This window comes from Streptomyces sp. AN091965 (genome assembly GCF_022698285.1).
Classification (GTDB): domain Bacteria; phylum Actinomycetota; class Actinomycetes; order Streptomycetales; family Streptomycetaceae; genus Streptomyces.
Genome location: NZ_JALDMY010000001.1, coordinates 2170692 through 2192358, shown reverse-complemented (window position 1 = coordinate 2192358; position 21667 = coordinate 2170692). Strand labels below are relative to the sequence as shown.

General features: G+C 71.9%; 20 protein-coding genes. 19 read left to right on the top strand and 1 reads right to left on the bottom strand.

From position 1 onward, the window contains the following. Window positions 1-123 precede the first annotated feature (123 nt). The 10 genes from mltG to nusB all read left to right on the top strand — a co-directional run bounded on the left by mltG (window position 124) and on the right by nusB (window position 9880). Window positions 124-1788 carry an endolytic transglycosylase MltG gene (gene mltG / locus MQV74_RS08770; protein WP_242715541.1) on the top strand — a complete coding sequence of 555 codons (1665 nt, stop codon included), beginning with the start codon at window positions 124-126 and terminating at the stop codon, window positions 1786-1788. Beyond that, a complete protein-coding gene (locus MQV74_RS08765) occupies window positions 1769-2617 on the top strand; it encodes a shikimate dehydrogenase (protein ID WP_242715539.1) in 849 nt (282 codons plus the stop codon). The genes mltG and MQV74_RS08765 overlap by 20 nt, the downstream gene beginning before the upstream one ends. Window positions 2618-3007: 390 nt before the next feature. After that, a complete protein-coding gene (gene aroC / locus MQV74_RS08760; protein WP_242715537.1) occupies window positions 3008-4192 on the top strand; it encodes a chorismate synthase in 1185 nt (394 codons plus the stop codon). Between the two features lie 53 nt (window positions 4193-4245). Further along, on the top strand, window positions 4246-4728 hold the full coding sequence (locus MQV74_RS08755) for a shikimate kinase (RefSeq protein WP_242728550.1): 483 nt from the start codon (window positions 4246-4248) through the stop codon (window positions 4726-4728). Further along, window positions 4725-5816: a 3-dehydroquinate synthase gene (gene aroB / locus MQV74_RS08750; RefSeq protein WP_242715535.1), complete on the top strand. Its 1092-nt coding sequence runs from the start codon at window positions 4725-4727 to the stop codon at window positions 5814-5816. Before MQV74_RS08755 ends, aroB begins: the two co-directional genes overlap by 4 nt. Before the next feature lie 158 nt (window positions 5817-5974). Then, window positions 5975-6991, top strand: a complete 1017-nt coding sequence (locus tag MQV74_RS08745) for an AAA family ATPase (RefSeq protein WP_242715533.1) — start codon at window positions 5975-5977, stop codon at window positions 6989-6991. A 119-nt stretch (window positions 6992-7110) separates the two neighbouring features. Next, window positions 7111-7605: an excalibur calcium-binding domain-containing protein gene (locus MQV74_RS08740; RefSeq protein WP_242715531.1), complete on the top strand. Its 495-nt coding sequence runs from the start codon at window positions 7111-7113 to the stop codon at window positions 7603-7605. 127 nt (window positions 7606-7732) lie between these two features. Then, window positions 7733-8833 (top strand): aminopeptidase P family protein, encoded by a 1101-nt coding sequence (locus MQV74_RS08735; protein WP_242715529.1) that lies wholly within the window; start codon window positions 7733-7735, stop codon window positions 8831-8833. 46 nt (window positions 8834-8879) lie between these two features. Further along, a complete protein-coding gene (efp, locus tag MQV74_RS08730) occupies window positions 8880-9446 on the top strand; it encodes an elongation factor P (protein WP_138958567.1) in 567 nt (188 codons plus the stop codon). A gap of 2 nt (window positions 9447-9448) precedes the next feature. Then, entirely contained in the window at window positions 9449-9880 is a 432-nt protein-coding gene (gene nusB / locus MQV74_RS08725; protein ID WP_242715527.1) for a transcription antitermination factor NusB, read from the top strand. A 203-nt stretch (window positions 9881-10083) separates the two neighbouring features. On the opposite strand, the gene bldD is transcribed toward nusB, so the two are convergent. After that, complete coding sequence (gene bldD, locus MQV74_RS08720) at window positions 10084-10584, bottom strand: transcriptional regulator BldD (protein WP_016638847.1); 501 nt, start codon at window positions 10582-10584, stop codon at window positions 10084-10086. A gap of 240 nt (window positions 10585-10824) precedes the next feature. Here bldD and pyrR point away from each other — a divergent pair, with 240 nt between their 5' ends. The 9 genes from pyrR (at window position 10825) to MQV74_RS08675 (ending at window position 21622) form a co-directional block, all read left to right on the top strand. Continuing rightward, window positions 10825-11400, top strand: coding sequence for a bifunctional pyr operon transcriptional regulator/uracil phosphoribosyltransferase PyrR (pyrR, locus tag MQV74_RS08715; protein WP_030674879.1), 576 nt, complete (start codon window positions 10825-10827; stop codon window positions 11398-11400). Window positions 11401-11522: 122 nt separating this feature from the next. Further along, window positions 11523-12500, top strand: coding sequence for an aspartate carbamoyltransferase catalytic subunit (locus MQV74_RS08710; RefSeq protein ID WP_144002366.1), 978 nt, complete (start codon window positions 11523-11525; stop codon window positions 12498-12500). Between the two features lie 5 nt (window positions 12501-12505). Then, window positions 12506-13792, top strand: coding sequence for a dihydroorotase (locus MQV74_RS08705; protein ID WP_242715525.1), 1287 nt, complete (start codon window positions 12506-12508; stop codon window positions 13790-13792). Continuing rightward, window positions 13789-14418 (top strand): PH-like domain-containing protein, encoded by a 630-nt coding sequence (locus tag MQV74_RS08700; protein WP_242715523.1) that lies wholly within the window; start codon window positions 13789-13791, stop codon window positions 14416-14418. Before MQV74_RS08705 ends, MQV74_RS08700 begins: the two co-directional genes overlap by 4 nt. Beyond that, on the top strand, window positions 14415-15557 hold the full coding sequence (carA, locus tag MQV74_RS08695; RefSeq protein WP_242715521.1) for a glutamine-hydrolyzing carbamoyl-phosphate synthase small subunit: 1143 nt from the start codon (window positions 14415-14417) through the stop codon (window positions 15555-15557). Before MQV74_RS08700 ends, carA begins: the two co-directional genes overlap by 4 nt. Then, on the top strand, window positions 15550-18867 hold the full coding sequence (gene carB, locus MQV74_RS08690) for a carbamoyl-phosphate synthase large subunit (protein ID WP_242715519.1): 3318 nt from the start codon (window positions 15550-15552) through the stop codon (window positions 18865-18867). Before carA ends, carB begins: the two co-directional genes overlap by 8 nt. Window positions 18868-18923: 56 nt before the next feature. Beyond that, window positions 18924-20036, top strand: a complete 1113-nt coding sequence (locus MQV74_RS08685; RefSeq protein ID WP_242715511.1) for a quinone-dependent dihydroorotate dehydrogenase — start codon at window positions 18924-18926, stop codon at window positions 20034-20036. Next, window positions 20033-20875, top strand: coding sequence for an orotidine-5'-phosphate decarboxylase (gene pyrF, locus MQV74_RS08680; RefSeq protein WP_242715503.1), 843 nt, complete (start codon window positions 20033-20035; stop codon window positions 20873-20875). The genes MQV74_RS08685 and pyrF overlap by 4 nt, the downstream gene beginning before the upstream one ends. Window positions 20876-21298: 423 nt before the next feature. Further along, complete coding sequence (locus MQV74_RS08675) at window positions 21299-21622, top strand: integration host factor (RefSeq protein ID WP_016638838.1); 324 nt, start codon at window positions 21299-21301, stop codon at window positions 21620-21622. Window positions 21623-21667: the final 45 nt, after the last annotated feature.

Sequence of the window (21667 nt, the reverse complement as noted above, 5' to 3'; positions counted from 1 at the left end):
GCGATACGGTAACGTTCCGCGCGGTGTGGCGGCGTTCGAACAGCCGCCACACAGCATCAAGAGGCGGAACGGTTGCGCTGGGATCCAGACGGCGGCCCCCGCCTCGCGGCTCGTAGGGGATCGATGACTGAGTATGGCCGGGGCCCAGGCTCCGAACCGTGGCATCCGGAGGACCCGTTGTACGGGGACGGCGGATGGGGAGGACAGCAGGCCGCGGACGGCCAGTCCCCCTACGGCGGCCAGGGGCAGTACCACCCGCAGCAGCCGCAGCAGGCCCACCCCCAGCAGCCGTACGGCGAGTGGGACGCAGGCCAGCAGCAGCCCTACGGCCAGCAGCAGGGGTACGACCCCCTGCAGGCGCAGTACAACGGCGGTCCCCAGCCGCACGACGGCGGCTGGGACACCGGCCGGCCCGGCCAGGTCCCCTACGGTGGCGACCCGGCCGACCCCTACGGGCAGCAGCCCGCCGCGTACGGCGAGGAGCGCCCGGACTTCTACGGCACGCCCGAGGCGTATCCGCCGCCCGAGCCGCCGGGCCGGCGCCGCGCCGCCCCCGAGCCCGACCACGAGACCGGCTGGGATCCCGGTCCCGACCAGGGCGAGCACGCGTTCTTCGCGGGCGGCGACGAGGACGACGACGGCGACGACGCGGCCCGCGGCAGCCGGAGCGAGCGGCGCGGCCGCGGCGGCAAGAAACCCAAGAAACGGCGCAGCGGCTGTGCCTGCCTGGTCGTGGCCGCGGTGTTCGCGGGCGGCATCGGCGGGGTCGGGTACTTCGGCTACCAGTTCTACCAGGATCGTTTCGGCACGGCCCCGGACTACGCGGGCGACGGCATCGACGCCAAGGCGACGGTCACGATCAACAAGGGCGCCACCGGTGGCGCCATCGGCCAGGCGCTCAAGGACGCCGGAGTCGTGAAGAGCGTCGACGCGTTCGTCTCCGCGCAGGGAAAGAATCCCGACGGCCAGAAGATCCAGGCGGGCGTCTACACGCTCAAGAAAGAGATGTCGGCCGCCTCCGCCCTCGAATTGATGCTCAGCCCGAAGAGCCGCGACAACCTCATCATTCCGGAAGGCAAGCGGAATGCATGGGTGTACAAGCAGATCGACGAGCGGCTCGAACTCGACGAGGGCACCACGAAGAACGTCGCCCAGAAGGACTGGAAGCAGCTCGGGCTTCCCCAGTGGGCCGTCGCCAACATGGGCAGCAAGGTCAAGGACCCGTTGGAAGGCTTCCTCTACCCCTCCAGCTATCCGGTCGCCAAGGGTCAGAAGCCCGAGGACGTGCTGAAGAAGATGGTCGCCCAAGCCGCCGAGGAGTACGACGAGTTGGGCGTCGAGGGCAAGGCCAAGGAGCTGAAGCTCAAGAACCCGTTCGAGCTCATCACGGTCGCGAGCCTGGTCCAGGCCGAGGGCAAGACCCACGAGGACTTCCGCAAGATGGCCGAGGTCATCTACAACCGGCTCAAGCCCGGCAACATGGAGACGGTCGGCTATCTCCAATTCGACTCGACCTTCAATTACCTGATGGGTCAGAGCAAGATCAAGATCAGCGAGAGCGAGATCAAGACCAACCCCGACCCGTACAACACGTACAAGCACACGGGGCTGCCGCCCGGACCCATTGGCAATCCGGGCGAGGTGGCACTGAAGGCGGCGCTCAATCCGTCGACGGACGGCTGGCTCTACTTCGTCGCCACCGACGGCATGAACAAGACCGAATTCGCCAAGACCCACGCCGATTTCCTGAAGCTGAAGGAAAAGTTCAATGCGAGCACAGGAGGCTGAGGCCCGGCACCGGGCGGCCGTACTCGGATCGCCCATCGCCCACTCCCTCTCCCCGGTGCTGCACCGCGCCGCGTACCAGGAGCTGGGCCTCGCCGAGTGGCGCTACGACCGCTTCGAGGTCGACGAGGCGGCGCTGCCCGGGTTCGTCGAGCGGCTCGGACCCGCGTGGGCGGGGCTCTCGCTCACGATGCCGCTGAAGCGCGCGGTGATGCCGCTGCTCGACGAGGTCAGCGAGACCGCCGCGGCCGTGGAGGCCGTCAACACGGTCGTGCGCACGGACGACGGACGGCTCGTCGGCGACAACACCGACATCCCCGGCATGGTCGCGGCGCTGCGCGAGCGCGGCATCGAGCAGGTGGAGAGCGCCGCGATCCTGGGCGCGGGCGCCACCGCCTCGTCCGCGCTCGCCGCCCTCGCGAGGATCTGCACCGGCGAGGTCGTCGCGTACGTCCGCAGCGCGGAGCGGGCCGCCGAGATGCGGCAGTGGGGCGAGCGGCTCGACGTCGAGGTGCGCACCGCCGACTGGGCGGACGCCGAGGAGGCCCTCCGGGCGCCGCTGGTGATCGCCACCACCCCCGCGGGCAGCACCGACGCCCTGTCCCACGCGGTGCCCGAGCGGCCCGCCACGCTCTTCGACGTGCTCTACGACCCGTGGCCCACCGCCCTCGCGGCCCGCTGGTCGGCGTACGGCGGGGCCGTCGTCAGCGGCCTCGACCTGCTCGTGCACCAGGCCGTCCTGCAGGTCGAGCAGATGACGGGGCGCTCGCCCGCGCCCCTGGACGCCATGCGCAAGGCGGGGGAAGCGGCGCTGGGTGTGGGGCACGCGTGACCGATCGCGGTCCTGTTCGTTGAACTGGAAGCCGAGTTGGTTCCCTACGCGAGTCGGGGTGGTCCGCCGTATTTCTGGATGTCGGCGAGCTCGGCATGGTGCTCCCCACGCCTGTGGGGATGAGAGGCGGCAGTCGCACTGATTGCCACCCGGTTTTTGTCCGTAGCCTGCCCCTCAGCCCGTTGCCCGCGATCCTCGACGCCATGCGCAAGGCGGGCGAACAGGCGCTGGCCGCGCGCTGAGGCCCGGCCCGGACTTGCCCATCCCGGTGTCCGCCGAGTGGACCGGGGCCGGTGCGGGGCGCCGGACGTGGGAGGATCAGGGGAGGCGGGCCAGGCCGCGCACCCGGTCGCGCCGTCGCAGTTCCAGGCGCGAGCAGGAGGAGCACCGTTGAGCAGGTTGCGCTGGCTGACCGCGGGGGAGTCCCACGGCCCCGCACTCGTCGCGACGCTGGAGGGACTTCCCGCCGGCGTGCCGATCACCACGGAGATGGTGGCGGACCACCTGGCCCGGCGCCGCCTCGGCTATGGACGTGGCGCCCGCATGAAGTTCGAGCGTGACGAGGTCACCTTCCTCGGCGGCGTGCGCCACGGCCTGACCATGGGCTCGCCCGTCGCGGTCATGGTGGGCAACACCGAGTGGCCCAAGTGGGAGCAGGTCATGGCGGCCGACCCGGTCGACCCGGCCGCCCTCGCCGACCTGGCGCGCAACGCGCCGCTGACCCGCCCCCGCCCCGGCCACGCCGACCTCGCGGGCATGCAGAAGTACGGTGTGTCGGACGCCCGGCCCATCCTGGAGCGCGCCTCCGCCCGCGAGACCGCGGCCCGCGTCGCGCTCGGCGCGGTGGCCCGCTCGTACCTCAAGGAGACGGCCGGGATCGAGATCGTCTCCCACGTCGTGGAGCTGGCGAAGGCCAAGGCCCCCTACGGCGTGTACCCGACGCCCGCCGACGTGGAGCGCCTCGACGCCGACCCGGTGCGCTGCCTGGACGCCGACGCGTCGAAGGCGATGGTCGCCGAGATCGACCAGGCCCACAAGGACGGCGACACCCTCGGCGGCGTCGTCGAGGTACTCGCCTACGGCGTGCCCGTCGGGCTCGGCTCGCACGTGCACTGGGACCGCCGTCTGGACGCGCGCCTGGCCGCGGCCCTCATGGGCATCCAGGCCATCAAGGGCGTCGAGGTCGGCGACGGCTTCGAGCTCGCCCGGGTGCCCGGCTCGCAGGCGCATGACGAGATCGTCTCCACGGACGACGGCATCCGGCGCACCACCGGCCGCTCCGGCGGCACCGAGGGCGGTCTGACCACCGGCGAGCTGCTGCGCGTCCGCGCGGCGATGAAGCCGATCGCGACGGTGCCGCGCGCCCTCGCCACGGTCGACGTGGCCACCGGCGAGGCCACCAAGGCCCACCACCAGCGCTCCGACGTGTGCGCGGTCCCGGCCGCCGGGATCGTCGCCGAGGCCATGGTCGCCCTCGTCCTGGCGGACGCGGTCGCGGAGAAGTTCGGCGGCGACAGCGTGCCGGAGACCCGGCGCAACGTGCGGTCGTACCTCGACCACCTCCAGATCCGGTGAGCGCCCCGGCACCGGAGGGCGCCGGCGCGCCGCGCATCGTGCTCGTCGGGCCCATGGGCTCCGGCAAGTCCACCGTCGGCGGGCTGCTCGCCGAGCGGCTCGGCCTGCCCTACCGGGACACCGACGCGGACATCGTCGCGGCCGAGGGCCGCGAGATCTCCGACATCTTCGTCGAGGACGGCGAGGAGCACTTCCGCGCCCTGGAGCGCGCGGCGGTGCGCACCGCCGTCGCCGGGCACGAGGGCGTGCTCTGCCTCGGCGGCGGCGCGGTCCTCGACGAGGGCACCCGGTCGCTGCTGCGCGGCCTGCCCGTCGTCTACCTCTCGATGGACGTCGAGGAGGCGGTGCGCCGCGTCGGCCTCGGCGCCGCGCGGCCGCTGCTCGCCGTCAACCCGCGCAAGCAGTGGCGCGAGCTGATGGACGCCCGCCGTCCCCTGTACGAAGAAGTCGCCCGCGCCGTCGTCGCCACCGACGGCCGGACCCCCGAAGAGGTCGCGGAAGCGGTCCTCGACGCCCTGGAGTTGACACAAGCATGAGTGAGGCAGTGACGCGGATCCCCGTCGGCGGCACGGCGGGCACGGAGCCGTACGAGGTGCTCGTCGGGCGACAGCTGCTCGGTGAGCTCGGCGGCCTGATCGGCGGCTCGGCCAAGCGCGTGGCCGTCATCCACCCCGAGGCGCTCGCCGACACCGCCGAGGCGCTCCGCCAGGACCTGGCGGACCAGGGGTACGAGGCGGTGGCCATCCAGGTGCCCAACGCCGAGGAGGCCAAGACCGCCGAGGTCGCCGCCTACTGCTGGAAGGCGCTCGGCCAGTCCGGCTTCACCCGCACCGACGTGATCGTCGGCGTGGGCGGCGGCGCCACCACCGACGTGGCCGGTTTCGTGGCCGCGACCTGGCTGCGCGGGGTGCGCTGGATCGCGGTCCCCACGACCGTGCTCGCCATGGTGGACGCGGCGGTCGGCGGGAAGACCGGCATCAACACCGCCGAGGGCAAGAACCTGGTGGGCTCCTTCCACCCGCCCGCGGGCGTGCTCTGCGACCTCGCCGCACTGGACTCGCTGCCGGTGCACGACTACGTCTCCGGGCTCGCGGAGATCATCAAGGCCGGGTTCATCGCGGACCCCGCGATCCTCGACCTGATCGAGGCCGACCCGCAGGCGGCCCGCACGCCCGCCGGGCCGCACACCGCCGAGCTGATCGAGCGCTCCATCAGGGTCAAGGCCGACGTCGTCTCCGGCGATCTGAAGGAGTCCGGACGGCGCGAGATCCTCAACTACGGGCACACGCTGGCGCACGCCATCGAGAAGAACGAGCGCTACCAGTGGCGGCACGGCGCGGCCGTCGCGGTCGGCATGCACTTCGCGGCCGAACTCGGCCGAGTGGCCGGACGGTTGGACGACGAGACGGCGGACCGGCACCGCACGGTCCTGGAGTCCGTGGGCCTGCCCCTGAGCTACCGCTACGACCAGTGGCCCAAGCTCCTGGAGACGATGAAGGTCGACAAGAAGTCCCGTGGCGACCTGCTGCGCTTCATCGTCCTCGACGGCCTCGGCAAGCCGACCGTCCTGGAGGGGCCGGATCCGGCGGTGCTGCTCGCCGCGTACGGCGAGGTCGCCGACTGACCGTTCGCTCCGCCCGCGCGCGGGCGGAGCGAAACAAGCCACGGGCACTTCGGGGCCGCCCCGGCCGTTCCCACAACGTCGGCCGGGGGCGGTACCGTTCAATGCGGGTGGCCCCGCCGCCCGTACCAGGTCAGTCGCACGAGACGGAGTGGCACCGGATGCAGCACACCGTGGGGTCTCCGCTGCCGCCGCCCCCTCAGCCGGGGCACGGACCGGCCACCGGCTGGTCGATGACCGCCCACCACCCGAGCGCCCCGCAGCCCGGTGCCGTGCCCGTGGGCGCGCCGCACCCCGCGCCCGCGCCGGGCTTCGCGGCCACCGCCTCCGGCCCCGCACCGCACCCTCCGGGCCCGGCGCCCCTGCCGCCCGCCGCCCACGCTCCGGGGGCCCCGCAGGCCCCTGGCGCCCCGCACGCACCGGGAGCGCCCCACGCGCCCGGGGGAGCCCCGCACATCCCGGCGGGAGCCCCGCACCCCCACGCCGTCCCGCACGCCGCGCACCACGCCCCGGCCCCGGCGCCGCCCGCCCGCGACACCACGAGTCACATCCAGCTCCCGCCCGGCGGCCCCGTCGCCGTGCCGAGCCCGCCGCCCGGCACGGCCCCCGCCGACACGGGCTCCACGACCCTCGCCGTGCTCCTCATCGGCCCCGCGGGCGCGGGCAAGACCAGCGTCGCCAAGTACTGGGCCGAGCACCGCCGGGTGCCCACGGCCCACATCAGCCTCGACGACGTCCGCGAATGGGTGCGCTCGGGCTTCGCCGACCCCCAGACGGGGTGGAACGACAACTCCGAGGCGCAGTACCGCCTGGCCCGCCGCACCTGCGGCTTCGCCGCGCGGAACTTCCTGGCCAACGGCATCTCCTGCGTCCTCGACGACGCGGTCTTCCCGGACCGCCCGGTCGTCGGCCTCGGCGGCTGGAAGCGGCACGTGGGCCCCGGCCTGCTGCCCGTCGTCCTGCTGCCCGGCCTGGAGATCGTCCTGGAGCGCAACGCCCAGCGCTCGGGCAACCGCCGCCTCACGGATGAGGAGGTGGCCCGCATCCACGGCCGCATGGCCGGCTGGTACGGCTCGGGCCTGCCCATCATCGACAACTCCCAGCTGGACGTCCCCGCCACGGCCCACGTCCTGGACGAGGTCCTCACTCGCGCCCTCACGAGCCCGCCCCAGTGGTAGCCCCGGGCCGCTAGAGCCGCACGGTCACGACTGCGTCACCACCGAGCCGAACCCCCCGCGCCCCCTCCACCCCGGCGCTACGGTCTGCTCCCAGCGAGTACGACCCCTTGGGGGACGCCATGAGCCATCCGTACCCACCCACGCCCTCGCCCCGGCCCGCGCCGAGATGGGCGCGCAAACGCTACGTCATCCCCGCCCTGGTCCTGGCCTGCTTCCTCGGAGCGGCCGTGGGAGGCGGCGGGGACGACGGCGGGTCCTCCAGTGCGGCGGCGGGCCCCACCGCCACCGCGACCGAGACCCTCACCAGGACCCGCACCGCGACGCCGACGGCCGAGCCGGAGCCGGCCGAGACCGTCACCGTGCGCGCGACGAAGACGGTCAGGGCCACGGTCACGGCACGGCCTCCCGCGGGCGGCGGCTCCGCCGACGACGGGACCGGCGGGGTGCGCGGCGCTGACGTGGGCGGTGGCGGTGACGTGGCCGGTGGCGGTGACGTCTCCTTCGCCAACTGCGCCGAGGCGCGCGCCGCGGGTGCGGCACCCGTGCACCGGGGCGAACCGGGGTACGGACGGCACCTCGACCGTGACGGCGACGGGGTGGGCTGCGACACCTGAGCGGACGGACCGTACGACCGGAGAGCCCGTCAACCCGGTCCGGCCCCACCCCTCGTCCGCGCGGCCCTGACGCCCGGTCGGACGCGCTGAACCGGCCCGGAGCGGAGTGCGCTCTTAGGCTCGCCCCATGTCAGAGGTGTACGCGGCCCGGCGGGAGCGGGTCAGGGAGCGGTGTGCGGGGGGTGGCGCGGCCCTGGTGTCACGGCCTGCCAACATCCGCTATCTCGCGGGTGCGGCGCCCCAGGGGGCCGCCCTCCTCCTGGGCCGGTCCGAGGACGTCCTGCTGTGCCCGCGGCCGCCGGGGGAGGAGGACGGCCACGAGCGGCCCGACGCCGAGCTGCGCACCCGGGTCCTCGACGCACCGGACGGCGACGCCGCCGTCGCGGCGGCCGGGCAGGCCCAGGCGCAGGGCGCGGAGTCCCTGGCCGTCGAGGAGCACCACCTCAGCGTGGCCCGGCACCGGGCCCTGGCGTCCGTGGCGCCCCGGCTCCGCCTGGTGGACCTCGCACGCGGTGTGGAGCAGCTGCGCCTGGTCAAGGACGAGGAGGAGATCTCCTGTCTGCGGATCGCGGCGGAGATCGCCGACCAGGCCCTCGGGGAGCTCCTGGAGTCGATCCTGGTGGGCCGCACCGAGCGCCATCTCGCCCTGGAGCTGGAGCGGCGGCTCGTCGACCACGGCGCGGACGGCGCCGCCTTCCCCACCTCCGTGGCCACCGGGCCGCACTCGGGGCGCGGCGGCCACCGCCCCACCGACCGGCGCGTCGAGGAGGGCGACTTCCTGTCCGTGTGCCTCGGCGCCGCGTACCGCGGCTACCGCAGCGAGGTCGGGCGGACCTTCGTGATCGGAACGTCGCCCGCGGACTGGCAGATCGAGCTCTACGACGTCGTCTTCGCCGCCCAGCGGGCGGGCCGCGAGGCCCTCACACCCGGCGCCGCCTGCCGCGACGTGGACCGCGCGGCCCGCCACGTCCTGGACGCCGCCGGGTACGCGGAGGGGCTCGCCGCACGCACCGGACACGGCGTCGGGCTCGAAATCGACGAGGACCCGCAGTTGGCGCCCGCAGCCATGGGTAAACTGGACGCTTGCGTGCCGGTCACCGTCGAACCGGGGGTTCACCTCCCGGGCCGGGGCGGGGTCCGGATCGATGACACGCTCGTCGTCCGCTGCGAGGCGGACGGCGGACCCGAGCTACTCACCATCACGACCAAGGAGCTGCTCGCGCTGTAGCGCGTGCGCCGGGGTCGTCCACGTCAGTCCAGGAGATTCCGCAACCGTGGCTTCCACGAACGACCTCAAGAACGGCATGGTGCTCAAGCTCGACGGGGGCCAGCTCTGGTCCGTCGTCGAGTTCCAGCACGTCAAGCCCGGCAAGGGCCCTGCCTTCGTGCGCACCAAGCTGAAGAACGTGCTCTCCGGCAAGGTCGTCGACAAGACGTTCAACGCCGGCGTCAAGGTCGAGACGGCCACTGTCGACAAGCGCGACATGCAGTTCTCGTACATGGACGGCGAGTACTTCGTCTTCATGGACATGGAGACCTACGACCAGCTGCACATCGACAAGAAGGCCGTCGGCGACGCCGCGAACTTCCTGATCGAGGGCTTCACCGCCACGGTCGCGCAGCACGAGGGCGAGGTCCTCTTCGTCGAGCTGCCCGCCGCCGTCGAGCTCACCATCCAGGAGACCGAGCCGGGCGTCCAGGGCGACCGCTCCACCGGCGGCACCAAGCCCGCCATCCTGGAGACCGGCCACCAGATCAACGTGCCGCTCTTCATCACCACCGGCGAGAAGATCAAGGTCGACACCCGCGACAGCGGCTACCTCGGCCGGGTGAACAGCTAACCGTGGCCGCCCGTAACACGGCCCGCAAGCGCGCCTTCCAGATCCTCTTCGAGGCCGACCAGCGTGGCGTCGACGTGCTCACCGTGCTCGCGGACTGGGTGCGTCACTCGCGGAGCGACACCAGGCAGCCGCCGGTGAGCGAGTACACCATGGAGCTCGTCGAGGGCTACCAGGAGCACGCGGCCCGCATCGACGAGCTGATCTCCCAGTACGCGGTGGGGTGGACGCTCGACCGCATGCCGGTCGTCGACCGGAACATCCTGCGGCTCGGCGCGTACGAACTGATCTGGGTGGACGGTACGCCCGACGCCGTCGTCCTGGACGAGGCGGTTCAGCTCGCCAAGGAGTTCTCGACCGATGATTCGCCCGCCTTTGTGAATGGGCTGCTCGGTCGGTTCAAGGACCTCAAGCCGAGCCTTCGCCGGGACGCATAGCGACAGTTCGATTTCGCGGTACCCCGGAGGGCCCGTGGCCAATACGGCCGCGGGCCCTCCGGGGTTTTCCGCGTCACGGCGAAATCCACTGGCATGACAAAGCTGCCACTGGGCATGACAAAGCCGCCGGGGTGGCCGGAAACCCTCTCTGGGTTTCCGGCCACCCCGGCGGCACGTTTCTGCTGGAATCTCCCTTGACGGGCTCAGACCTCTTCGTGGGCCACGGCGCGGCGCGCGTCCGCGTCCAGGACGCCCCAGCTGATCAGCTGCTCGGTGAGCACCGACGGCGACTGGTCGTAGATGACGGCGAGGGTGCGCAGGTCGTCCTGGCGGATGGAGAGCACCTTGCCGTTGTAGTCACCGCGCTGCGACTGGATCGTGGCGGCGTACCGCTGCAGCGGGCCTGCCTTCTCGGCGGGGACGTGGGCGAGGCGCTCCAGGTCCAGGACCAGCTTGGGCGGCGGCTCGGCGGCACCGCCGGGCGGGGTGCCCGGAAGCAGTTCCTGCACCGGAACGCCGTAGAAGTCCGCCAGCTCGGCAAGGCGCTGCACGGTCACGGCGCGGTCGCCGCGCTCGTACGACCCCACCACGACCGCCTTCCAGCGACCCTGGGACTTCTCCTCGACACCGTGGAGGGAAAGGCCCTGCTGGGTACGGATGGCGCGGAGCTTGGCCCCGAGCTGTTTGGCGTATTCGCTGGACATATAGCTCCCCGGACGCTGTGACAACGTGCGGCTCCGCCGCGCGGCTGGTGACTCACTGTGAGGTTACGCAGCGTTACTTGGCTGCGTCAAGCCGAATGGGTCCGAGGGCCCCTTCCGAGGGGGAGGTGACGGCCCACGTTGCCGTTGCTGGTACCGTGAAAGACGCTGTAGGCGCCAGATGGCGCAAATTAGACGTCCTTTAAGGTCCGTCCCGTGAGGCGGAGAAGGAGGTCCGTTTTTATGGACACGCATGCCTCCGGTGTGCCGCGGCCCGTTCTCGAAGGCCCGGACATCGCACGGGTGTTGACCCGTATCGCCCACGAAATCGTGGAGCGCGCCAAGGGCGCCGACGATGTCGTTCTGCTCGGCATTCCGACCCGCGGCGTCTTCCTCGGCCGGCGGCTCGCCGCCAAGCTTGAGGAGATCACCGGCCGCAAGGTCCCGGTCGGCTCCCTCGACATCACGATGTACCGCGACGACCTGCGCATGCACCCGCCGCGCGCCCTCGCCCGCACCGAGATCCCCGGTGACGGCATCGACGGCCGCCTGGTCGTCCTGGTCGACGACGTGCTCTTCTCCGGTCGCACCATCCGTGCCGCCCTCGACGCCCTGAACGACATCGGCCGCCCGCGCGCGGTGCAGCTCGCCGTTCTCGTCGACCGCGGTCACCGAGAACTGCCCATCCGCGCCGACTACGTCGGCAAGAACCTCCCGACGTCGCTGCGGGAGACGGTCAAGGTCCAGCTCGCCGAGGAGGACGGCCGCGACGCCGTGCTGCTCGGTGCCAAGCCGACCGCCGCGGCCGGCGAGCAGTAGCCCGCCCCGTACCGGTACCGGACCCGTCGGGTCCGTACTGGCGCGCGCCCGCGCGCCGCTGCCCGGCCCAGGGACGCCCCCAGGCCTGAAGCACACCTGAAATCCCTTACGGAGCCCACCAGATGATGCGACACCTCATCTCGGCCGCCGACCTCACCCGCGACGACGCCGTCCTCATCCTCGACACCGCCGAGGAGATGGCCCGCGTCGCCGACCGGCCGATCAAGAAACTGCCGACGCTGCGCGGCCGTACCGTGGTCAACCTCTTCTTCGAGGACTCGACCCGCACCCGGATCTCGTTCGAGGCCGCCGAGAAGCGGCTGTCCGCCGACGTGATCAACTTCAGCGCCAAGGGGTCGAGCGTCTCCAAGGGGGAGTCCCTGAAGGACACGGCGCAGACCCTGGAGGCCATGGGTGTCGACGCCGTCGTCATCCGGCACGGAGCCTCCGGCGCGCCGTACACACTCGCGAACTCCGGCTGGGTCGACGCGGCCGTCATCAACGCCGGTGACGGCACCCACCAGCACCCCACGCAGGCCCTGCTCGACGCCTTCACCATGCGCCGCAGGCTCGTCGGCCGCGACACCGGGCTCGGGCAGGACCTGAGCGGCAAGCGGATCACGATCGTCGGTGACGTGCTGCACAGCCGCGTCGCCCGCTCGAACGTCGACCTGCTGCACACCCTCGGCGCCGAGGTCACCCTCGTCGCCCCGCCCACCCTGGTGCCGGTCGGCGTCGAGCACTGGCCGTGCGAGGTGTCGTACGACCTCGACCGCGTCCTGCCGAAGTCCGACGCCGTGATGATGCTGCGCGTCCAGCGCGAGCGCATGAACGCCGCGTTCTTCCCGACCGAGCGCGAGTACTCGCGCCGCTACGGGCTGGACGGCGAGCGCATGGCCAAGATGCCCGACCACGCGATCGTGATGCACCCGGGCCCGATGGTCCGCGGCATGGAGATCACCGCCGAGGTCGCCGACTCCGACCGCTGCACGGTCGTCGAGCAGGTCGCCAACGGCGTCTCCATCCGCATGGCCGTCCTCTATCTGCTGCTCGGCGGCCAGGAGCCCGCCGTCACCCACACCCGTACCGAGGAGAAGTAGACATCATGAGCAAGATCCTTATCCGTGGTGCGAGGGTGCTCGGCGGCGAGCCGCAGGACGTGCTGATCGACGGCGAGACCATCGAGGCCGTGGGCGCCTCGCTGAGCGCCGAGGGCGCCACCGTCGTCGAGGCGGACGGCAAGGTCCTCCTGCCGGGCCTGGTGGACCTGCACACGCATCTGCGCGAGCCCGGCCGCGAGGACTCCGAGACCGTCCTCACCGGCACCCGCGCGGCCGCCAGCGGCGGCTACACCACCGTGTTCGCGATGGCCAACACCTTCCCGGTCGCCGACACCGCTGGCGTCGTCGAGCAGGTCTGGCGGCTCGGCAAGGAGTCCGGCTACTGCGACGTCCAGCCGATCGGCGCCGTCACCGTCGGCCTGGAGGGCAAGAAGCTCGCCGAGCTGGGTGCCATGCACGAGTCGGCCGCCGGGGTCACGGTCTTCTCCGACGACGGCAAGTGCGTCGACGACGCCGTGATGATGCGGCGCGCCCTGGAGTACGTGAAGGCGTTCGGCGGCGTCGTCGCCCAGCACGCCCAGGAGCCGCGGCTCACCGAGGGCGCCCAGATGAACGAGGGCGTCGTCTCGGCGGAGCTCGGGCTCGGCGGCTGGCCCGCCGTCGCCGAGGAGTCGATCATCGCCAGGGACGTGCTGCTCGCCGAGCACGTCGGCTCCCGGGTGCACATCTGCCACCTGTCCACGGCCGGGTCCGTCGAGATCGTCCGCTGGGCCAAGTCCCGCGGCATCGACGTCACCGCCGAGGTCACCCCGCACCACCTGCTCCTCACCGACGAGCTGGTCCGCTCGTACAACCCGGTCTACAAGGTCAACCCGCCGCTGCGCACGGAAGCCGACGTCATGGCGCTGCGCGAGGCCCTGGCCGACGGCACCATCGACATCGTGGCCACCGACCACGCCCCGCACCCGCACGAGGACAAGGACTGCGAGTGGGCCGCGGCCGCCATGGGCATGGTGGGCCTGGAGACCGCCCTGTCGGTGGTCCAGCACACGATGGTCGACACCGGCCTGCTCACCTGGGCCGGGGTCGCGGACCGGATGTCCGCCAAGCCCGCCGAGATCGGGCAGGCGCGCGGCCAGGGCCGCCCCGTCGCGCCCGGCGAGCCCGCGAACCTCACCCTCGTCGATCCGGCATACCGTGGAGCCGTGGACCCCGCGGGCTTCGCCTCCCGGAGCCGCAACACCCCCTACGAGGGCCGTGAGCTTCCGGGACGCGTCACGCACACCTGGCTCCGGGGTCGGGCCACGCTCGTCGACGGGAAGCTTCAGTGACCGCAACGCATCTCCTCACCTCCTCCGCCCTGCCCCAGCTGGCCGCCGACGAGAAGTCCGCGCAGGTCACCGACTGGGCCGCGCGCATCGGCTGGGTCGTCGGAATCCTGCTCTTCGTCGCGCTCGTCTACTGGCTGATGCGCGAGGGCTGGAAGTGGCGCGGCACCCTCCAGGGCGACCTCCCCGAGCTCTCCGACGCGCCGTCCGAGCCCGGTGCGACGAAACTTGAGCTGACCGGCCGCTACCACGGCTCGACCACCGCGGGCCAGTGGCTGGACCGCATCGTGGCGCACGGCCTGGGCACCCGCAGCCGGGTGGAGCTGACCCTGACCGAGGCGGGCCTGGACGTCGTCCGCCCCGGGGCGCGGGACTTCTTCATCCCGAAGGAGGCCCTGCGCGAGGCCCGGCTCGACAAGGGCATCGCGGGCAAGGTCCTCGCCGAGGGCGGCCTGCTGATCGTCACCTGGGCGCACGGCGACAGGCTGATCGACTCCGGCTTCCGCTCCGACCACGCCGCGGAGCAGGCCGAATGGGTCGAAGCCATCAACAACATGATCGACAACACCGAGATCGACGGCACCGGCGCCGGGATCCACAGCACGACGGAAACGGAAGGCGCACGATGACGACCTCCACGCAGGGAGCCACGAAGACTCCCGCCGTACTCGTCCTGGAGGACGGCCGCGTCTTCCGCGGCCGCGCCTACGGCGCGGTGGGGGAGACCTTCGGCGAGGCCGTCTTCTCCACCGGCATGACCGGCTACCAGGAGACCCTCACCGACCCCTCGTACCACCGCCAGGTCGTCGTGATGACCGCGCCGCACGTAGGCAACACCGGCGTCAACGACGAGGACCCCGAGTCGCAGCGCATCTGGGTCGCGGGCTACGTGGTCCGCGACCCCGCCCGGGTGCCCTCCAACTGGCGCTCCCGGCGCTCCCTCGACGAGGAGCTGCGGCGGCAGGACGTCGTCGGCATCAGCGGCGTCGACACCCGCGCCCTCACCCGCCACCTGCGCGAGCGCGGCGCCATGCGCGTCGGCGTCTTCTCCGGCGACGCGATCGCCCCCGACGCCGAGCTGCTCGCCAGGGTGCAGGCGCAGCCGCAGATGAAGGGCGCGAACCTCTCCGCGGAGGTCGCCACCAAGGAGGCCTACGTCGTCCCGGCGATCGGTGAGAAGAAGTTCACCGTGGCCGCCGTCGACCTCGGCATCAAGGGCATGACCCCGCACCGCATGGCCGAGCGCGGCATCGAGGTGCACGTCCTGCCCGCCACCGCGACCGCCGAGGACGTCTACGCCGTCAACCCCGACGGCGTGTTCTTCTCCAACGGCCCCGGTGACCCGGCGACCGCCGACGGCCCCGTCGCCGTCATGCAGGAGGTCCTGAAGCGCAGGACGCCGCTGTTCGGCATCTGCTTCGGCAACCAGATCCTCGGCCGTGCCCTCGGCTTCGGCACGTACAAGCTGAAGTACGGCCACCGCGGCATCAACCAGCCCGTGCAGGACCGCACCACGGGCAAGGTCGAGGTCACCGCGCACAACCACGGCTTCGCCGTCGACGCGCCGCTCGACAAGGTCTCCGACACCCCCTTCGGACGCGCCGAGGTCTCCCACGTGTGCCTCAACGACCAGGTGGTGGAGGGGCTCCAGCTCCTCGACCAGCCCGCGTTCAGCGTCCAGTACCACCCCGAGGCGGCCGCGGGCCCGCACGACGCCGCGTACCTCTTCGACCGTTTCACTTCCCTGATGGAGGGCCAGCGTGCCTAAGCGCACCGATATCCAGTCCGTCCTGGTCATCGGCTCCGGCCCGATCGTCATCGGCCAGGCCGCGGAGTTCGACTACTCCGGTACCCAGGCGTGCCGCGTCCTCAAGTCCGAGGGCCTGCGCGTCATCCTCGTCAACTCGAACCCGGCGACGATCATGACCGACCCGGAGATCGCCGACGCCACGTACGTCGAGCCGATCACCCCGGAGTTCGTCGAGAAGATCATCGCCAAGGAGCGCCCCGACGCGCTCCTGCCGACCCTCGGCGGTCAGACCGCGCTCAACACCGCCATCTCGATGCACGAGCAGGGCGTCCTGGAGAAGTACGGCGTCGAGCTGATCGGTGCCAACGTCGAGGCCATCAACAAGGGCGAGGACCGCGACCTCTTCAAGGACGTCGTCGAGGCCGTCCGCGCCAAGATCGGCCACGGCGAGTCCGCGCGCTCCGTGATCTGCCACTCCATGGACGACGTCCTCAAGGGCGTCGACGAGCTCGGCGGCTACCCGGTCGTCGTGCGGCCCTCCTTCACCATGGGCGGCGCCGGCTCCGGCTTCGCGCACAACGAGGACGAGCTGCGCCGCATCGCGGGCCAGGGCCTCACGCTCTCGCCGACCACCGAGGTGCTCCTGGAGGAGTCCATCCTCGGCTGGAAGGAGTACGAGCTGGAGCTGATGCGCGACAAGAACGACAACGTCGTGGTCGTCTGCTCCATCGAGAACTTCGACCCGATGGGCGTGCACACCGGCGACTCGATCACCGTCGCGCCCTCGATGACCCTCACCGACCGCGAGTACCAGATCCTGCGGGACGTCGGCATCGCGATCATCCGTGAGGTCGGCGTCGACACCGGCGGCTGCAACATCCAGTTCGCGGTCAACCCGGTCGACGGCCGCGTGATCGTCATCGAGATGAACCCGCGCGTCTCGCGGTCCTCCGCGCTCGCGTCGAAGGCCACCGGCTTCCCGATCGCGAAGATCGCCGCGAAGCTGGCCGTGGGCTATACGCTCGATGAGATTCCCAACGACATCACCGAGAAGACCCCGGCATCCTTTGAGCCGACCCTCGACTACGTGGTCGTCAAGGCGCCGCGATTCGCCTTCGAGAAGTTCCCGCAGGCCGACTCGACGCTGACCACGACCATGAAGTCCGTCGGCGAGGCCATGGCCATCGGCCGCAACTTCACCGAGGCCCTGCAGAAGGCCCTGCGCTCCCTGGAGAAGAAGGGCAGCCAGTTCTCCTTCACCGGCAAGCCCGGCGACAAGTACACCCTCCTGCGCGCCGCCGTGCGCCCCACCGACGGCCGCATCAACACCGTCATGCAGGCCATCCGCGCCGGGGCCACCCCGCAGGAGGTCTTCGACGCCACCAAGATCGACCCGTGGTTCGTCGACCAGCTCTTCCTGCTCAAGGAGATCGCGGACGAGCTGACCGAGGCCGACGACCTCACCCCCGAGCTGCTCGCCGAGGCCAAGCGGCACGGCTTCTCCGACACGCAGATCGCCGAGATCCGCGGCCTGCGCGAGGAGGTGGTGCGCGAGGTCCGGCACGCCCTCGGCGTCCGTCCGGTCTACAAGACGGTCGACACCTGCGCCGCCGAGTTCGCCGCGAACACGCCGTACTTCTACTCCTCCTACGACGAGGAGTCCGAGGTCGCGCCGCGCGAGAAGCCCGCGGTGATCATCCTGGGCTCGGGCCCGAACCGCATCGGCCAGGGCATCGAGTTCGACTACTCCTGCGTGCACGCCTCCTTCGCGCTGAGCGACGCGGGCTACGAGACCGTCATGGTCAACTGCAACCCGGAGACCGTCTCCACCGACTACGACACCTCCGACCGGCTCTACTTCGAGCCGCTCACCCTGGAGGACGTCCTGGAGATCGTCCACGCCGAGTCCCTCGCGGGCCCGATCGCGGGCGTCGTCGTCCAGCTCGGCGGCCAGACCCCGCTCGGCCTCTCGCAGGCCCTGAAGGACAACGGCGTGCCGGTCGTCGGCACCCCGCCGGAGGCCATCCACGCCGCCGAGGACCGCGGCGCCTTCGGCCGCGTGCTCGCCGAGGCGGGCCTGCCCGCGCCCAAGCACGGCACCGCCACCACCTTCGCCGAGGCCAAGGCCATCGCCGACGAGATCGGCTACCCCGTGCTCGTGCGGCCCTCGTACGTGCTCGGCGGCCGCGGCATGGAGATCGTGTACGAGGAGGCCCGCCTCCAGGCGTACATCGCCGAGTCCACCGAGATCGGCGCCGACCGCCCGGTCCTGGTCGACCGCTTCCTCGACGACGCCATCGAGATCGACGTGGACGCGCTCTACGACGGCCACGAGCTGTACCTGGGCGGCGTCATGGAGCACATCGAGGAGGCCGGCATCCACTCCGGCGACTCGGCGTGCGCCCTGCCGCCGATCACGCTGGGCGGCCACGACATCAAGCGCCTGCGCACCTCCACGGAGGCCATCGCGCGCGGCGTCGGGGTGCGCGGCCTGATCAACATCCAGTTCGCCATGGCCGGGGACATCCTCTACGTCCTGGAGGCCAACCCGCGCGCCTCGCGCACCGTGCCCTTCACCTCGAAGGCCACCGCGGTGCCGCTCGCCAAGGCCGCCGCCCGCATCTCGCTCGGCGCGACCGTCGCCGAGCTGCGCGCCGAGGGCCTCCTGCCGGCCACCGGCGACGGCGGCGAGCTGCCGCTCGACGCGCCGATCTCCGTCAAGGAGGCCGTGATGCCGTGGTCGCGCTTCCGCGACATCCAGGGCCGCGGCGTCGACACCGTGCTCGGCCCGGAGATGCGCTCCACCGGCGAGGTCATGGGCATCGACTCCGTCTTCGGCACGGCGTACGCCAAGTCGCAGGCGGGCGCGTACGGGCCGCTGCCCACCAAGGGCCGCGCGTTCATCTCCGTCGCCAACCGCGACAAGCGCTCGATGATCTTCCCGGCGCGCGAGCTCGTCGCGCACGGCTTCGAGCTGCTCGCCACGTCCGGCACGGCCGAGGTCCTCAAGCGCAACGGCATCAACGCCACGGTCGTGCGCAAGCAGTCCGAGGGCGAGGGCCCGAACGGCGAGAAGACCATCGTCCAGCTGATCCACGACGGCCAGGTCGACCTCATCGTCAACACCCCGTACGGCACCGGCGGCCGCCTCGACGGCTACGACATCCGCACCGCGGCCGTCGCCCGGTCCGTGCCCTGCCTGACGACGGTCCAGGGCCTCGCCGCCGCGGTGCAGGGCATCGACGCCCTCCACCACGGCGGAGTGGGCGTGCGCTCGCTCCAGGAACACGCGGAACACCTGACGGCCCTGTCTGCGGACCGCGACTAGACAGCCCACGAGGGGGACACCGGATCCGGTGTCCCCCTCCTCATGAGGACACCAGCATGTACGCATTCTTCTTCCGGCTCGTCTTCCGGCGCATGGACCCCGAGCGCGCCCACCACCTCGCCTTCGCCTGGATCCGCCTGGCCGCGCGCGTCCCCGTCCTGCGGACCTTCGTGGCCGCCGCCCTCGCCCCCCGCTACAAGGAGCTGCGCACCGAGGCCCTCGGCCTGCGCATGCACGGTCCCTTCGGGCTCGCCGCCGGGTTCGACAAGAACGCCGTCGCGATCGACGGCATGGCCATGCTCGGCTTCGACCACGTCGAGATCGGCACGGTCACCGGCGAGCCGCAGCCCGGCAACCCCAAGAAGCGCCTCTTCCGCCTCGTCGCGGACCGCGCCCTGATCAACCGCATGGGCTTCAACAACGACGGCTCCGCGGCCGTCGCCGAGCGCCTCGCGACCCGTACGCCGGTCTTCCGGACCACCGTCGGCGTCAACATCGGCAAGACCAAGGTCGTGCCCGAGGCCGAGGCCGCCGCCGACTACGTGAAGTCCACCGAGCGCCTGGCCCGCCACGCGGACTACCTCGTCGTGAACGTGTCCTCGCCGAACACGCCGGGACTGCGCAACCTCCAGGCCGCCGAGTCGCTGCGGCCCCTGCTGAGCGCCGTGCGCGAGGCCGCCGACCGCAGCGTCGAGGGCCGCCGCGTCCCGCTGCTCGTCAAGATCGCGCCCGACCTGGCCGACGAGGACGTCGACGCGGTCGCCGACCTCGCCGTGGAGCTCGGCCTGGACGGCATCATCGCCACGAACACGACCATCGCGCGCGAGGGCCTCGGCCTGGTCTCCGACCCGGAGCTCGTCAAGGAGACGGGCGGGTTGTCCGGCGCGCCCCTCAAGGAACGCTCCCTGGAGGTCCTGCGCCGCCTCTACGCGCGCGTGGGCGACCGGATCACCCTGGTGGGCGTCGGCGGCGTCGAGAACGCCGAGGACGCCTGGCAGCGCATCCTCGCGGGCGCGACCCTGGTGCAGGGCTACAGCGCGTTCATCTACGAGGGTCCGTTCTGGGCGCGCGGGATCCACAAGGGCCTCGCCGCGCGGCTCGCCGCCTCCCCGTACGCCACCCTCGCCGAAGCGATCGGCGCCGACACCCGAAAGGCCTCCGCCTCATGAGCCCCCAGGAACCCTTCGGCGCGCGCCTGCGCCAGGCCATGGACACCCGCGGCCCGCTCTGCGTGGGCATCGACCCGCACGCCTCGCTCCTGGCGGCGTGGGGCCTCGGCGACGACATCAAGGGCCTGGAGACCTTCACGCGCACCGTCGTGGAGGCCCTCGGCGAACAGGTCGCCGTCTTCAAGCCGCAGGCGGCGTTCTTCGAGCGCTTCGGCTCGCGCGGCGTCGCCGTCCTGGAGCGGGCCGTCGCGGAGCTGCGCGCCGCCGGCGGCCTGGTCGTCATGGACGCCAAGCGCGGCGACATCGGCTCCACCATGGCCGCGTACGCGGAGGCCTTCCTGCACCCGGACGCGCCGCTGTTCTCGGACGCCCTGACGGTCTCGCCGTACCTCGGGTACGAGTCCCTGCGGCCCGCCGCGGACCTCGCCCGGGAGAGCGGCTCGGGGCTCTTCGTGCTCGCCCTGACGTCCAACCCCGAGGGCGCGGAAGTGCAGCGCGCCGAGCGCGCCGACGGTCGCACCATCGGCGCGACCATGCTGGGCCACCTCGCGCGCGAGAACGCCGGCGCCGCGCCCATGGGCTCCTACGGCGCCGTGGTCGGCGCGACGCTCGGCGACCTGTCGTCCTTCGACCTGGACATCAACGGGCCGCTCCTCGCCCCCGGCATCGGCGCGCAGGGGGCGACGCCCGCGGACCTGCCCCGCGTCTTCGGCGCGGCCGTGCGCAACGTGGTGCCGAACGTGAGCCGCGGTGTGCTGAAGGCGGGCCCCGACGCCGGGGCGCTGCGGGAGGCCGCCGCGCGCTTCGCGGACGAGGTGCGCCGGGCGGTCGGCGGCTAGCGCTTCCCGCCACGAGCCCGAGGTGTCCGCCCCGGGGCCGGATCGTCCGGTCCCGGGGCGGACGCATGGGTGCCGGGACCTGTGGGCGACCTCGCACGGGGGTCGGTCCTCGGCCACGTGTGTGTTCGGCATTCGGCCCCGTGGACGTTCCCCGGACGTCGTGCACCGACGGCATCAGCCCGCCGAACTAACGCGTTGCTTACACGACACCCAGCCAAAACAGGGGTGAATTGCCCGATATGCCCGGCTCGACAGAGGCTGACCTGGACTTTTCGCTTGTTCTCGCTGACTCAGGCGGCCATGGCCGCTAGTCTCCGACCAGAGCCAACGGGCAAGCGCGTTGCACGTTGCTCCCCTGGTGTGGGGCGACTAGGTTCCTCACCGGTCCGTATCCGACAGTTCGATCTTCGAGGTGACGTAGGCGTGGCTCTTCCGCCCCTTACCCCTGAACAGCGCGCAGCCGCGCTCGAAAAGGCCGCCGCGGCTCGCCGGGAGCGGGCCGAGGTCAAGAATCGACTCAAGCACTCCGGCGCCTCCCTGCATGAGGTCATCAAGCAGGGCCAGGAGAATGACGTCATCGGCAAGATGAAGGTCTCCGCCCTCCTGGAGTCCCTGCCGGGCGTGGGCAAGGTCCGCGCCAAGCAGATCATGGAGCGCCTCGGCATCTCCGAGAGCCGCCGCGTGCGCGGTCTTGGCTCCAACCAGATCGCGTCCCTGGAGCGCGAGTTCGGCGGCAGCGGCGCCTGACGGCCCCGCGCCGTCCGGGGAACCTGGTCTCAGGCACCTCTGAGA